Source organism: Rugamonas apoptosis (assembly GCF_014042355.1).
Lineage (GTDB): Bacteria > Pseudomonadota > Gammaproteobacteria > Burkholderiales > Burkholderiaceae_D > Rugamonas > Rugamonas apoptosis.
In genome coordinates, this window is sequence record NZ_JACEZU010000043.1 from 1 (window position 1) to 604 (window position 604).

Sequence of the window (604 nt, forward strand, 5' to 3'; positions counted from 1 at the left end):
TTTGCCAAGACGTCCGGGTAAGGTACACCTTCATTCAGGAAGTGCAGGACGAATTTCCGGTGCGGCGCTTGTGCAAGATGATGGGAGTTCATCCCAGCGGTTTCTACGCGTGGTGCGTTCAACCTGAAAGCAAGCGGGCCAAGGAAGATAAGCGCCTGCTTGGCCACATTAAGCAGGCATGGCTGGAAAGCGGCGCGGTCTACGGCTACCGCAAGGTGTCCGATGACCTGCGTGAACTGGGAGAGCGATGCGGCATCAATCGCGTTCACCGCATCATGCGCTCAGCGGGCCTGCGCTCGCAGACCGGGTATGGCAAGCGCAAGTGGAAAGGTGGTGGTGTGCCATCGGTGGTGGCGCCGAATCATCTGCAGCGGCAATTTGACGTGCTTGAGCCAAACCGGGTCTGGGTGACGGACATAACTTATATTCGGACCTATGAAGGCTGGCTATACCTGGCAGTTGTACTCGACCTGTTCTCACGCCAGGTCGTTGGATGGTCGATGAGTTCACGGATTGATACAGAGCTGGCGATGAATGCGCTGTTGATGGCTGTTTGGCGACGCAAGCCGGCTGATCCCGTGATGGTTCATTCGGATCAAGGTTC

General features: G+C 57.0%; 1 protein-coding gene. It reads left to right on the top strand.

Features of this window, described 5'->3' with window-relative positions; all coding sequences use genetic code 11:
• On the top strand, positions 1-604 hold a 604-nt coding region (locus H3H39_RS27345), incomplete at both ends, for an IS3 family transposase (protein WP_182157694.1).